Consider the following 1,332-nt stretch of genomic DNA (forward strand, 5'->3'; position numbering starts at 1 on the left):
GCGAGCACCGCTTCCACGTGACGGCCACCGACAAGGCGGGTAACACCAGTGTGGCATCGGACGACTTCGTCCTGACCCTGGACTACACCGCGCCGGATGCGAGCAAGCTGGCGATCACCGAAGTCTATGACGACGTGAACACCGCAGGCGTGATTGCCTCCGGCGGGGAAACCGACGACAACCGTCCGCTGATCAAGGGGACGGGCGCAGAGCCGGGCAACACCATCACCGTGTACAACGGCGACAAGGTCATTGGCACCGCGAAAGTGCAGGCCGACGGCACCTGGTCCCTCGAACCGACCACGCCGCTGCCGGACGGGAAGTACACCCTGACGGCGAAAGAGACCGACGGCGTGGGCAACGTCTCCGGTCCGTCCGGTGAGTACATCATCAACGTGGCTACCGTACCGCCGCAGGCACCGACGCTGGATACCGTCTATGACGACGTGGCCCCGCATGCGGACTACCTGCAGAAGGGCGATGTCACCAACGACACCACCCCGACCCTGAGCGGTAAGGCCGAGCCGGGCAGCACGGTGAACATCATCGACAACGGCCAGGTCATCGGCACCGCGAAGGTGAACCCGGACGGCACCTGGAGCTACACCCCGGACCAGCCGCTGGCGAACGGCGCACACGACCTGACCACCACCGTCACCGATCCGTCGGGCAACACCGGGCCGGAAGGCTCGCACGTGGTCATCACCGTTGACGTGGTCCCGGGCAAGGTGGAAATCACCGCCGTGACCGACGACACCGGCAGCGTGACCGGCAGCCTGTCGCAGGGCGCGCTCACCGACGACACCCGTCCGCAAATCAGCGGCACGGCGAAGGCGGGCAGCACCGTGACCATCATGGACGGCAGCAACGTGCTGGGCACCACCACCGCGGGCGCGGACGGCACCTGGAGCTTCACGCCGAGCGTGGACCTGGGCCGCGGCGACCACACCTTCACCGCCACGGCGAAGGACCCGATGGGCAATGAGTCGAGCAGCAGCAGCTGGACCGTGACCATCGACACCGATGCACCGGTGAAACCGACCATCGACGCGGCGCTGGACGACGTGGGCAGCGTGCAGGGTAACCTGGCAAACGGCGGCACCACCGACGATCCGACCCCGACCCTGAGCGGCAAGGCGGAAGCGGGCAGCACCGTGAAGATCTACGATCAGAACGGCCTGCTGGGCGAAGTGACGGCGAAAGCCGACGGCACCTGGAGCTTCTCGCCGGTGGCGAAACTGCCGGAAGGCGAGCACCGCTTCCACGTGACGGCCACCGACAAGGCGGGTAACACCAGTGTGGCATCGGACGACTTCGTCCTGACCCTGGACT

1 protein-coding gene is annotated in these 1,332 nt (G+C 66.7%); it reads left to right on the forward strand.

Features of this window, described 5'->3' with window-relative positions:
• The coding region (locus tag AX755_RS21565) for an Ig-like domain-containing protein (protein ID WP_197474129.1) at positions 1-1,332 on the forward strand (1,332 nt) is incomplete at both ends.

Origin of the sequence: Enterobacter sp. SENG-6 (assembly GCF_001605945.1) — a bacterium.
Classification (GTDB): domain Bacteria; phylum Pseudomonadota; class Gammaproteobacteria; order Enterobacterales; family Enterobacteriaceae; genus Enterobacter; species Enterobacter cloacae.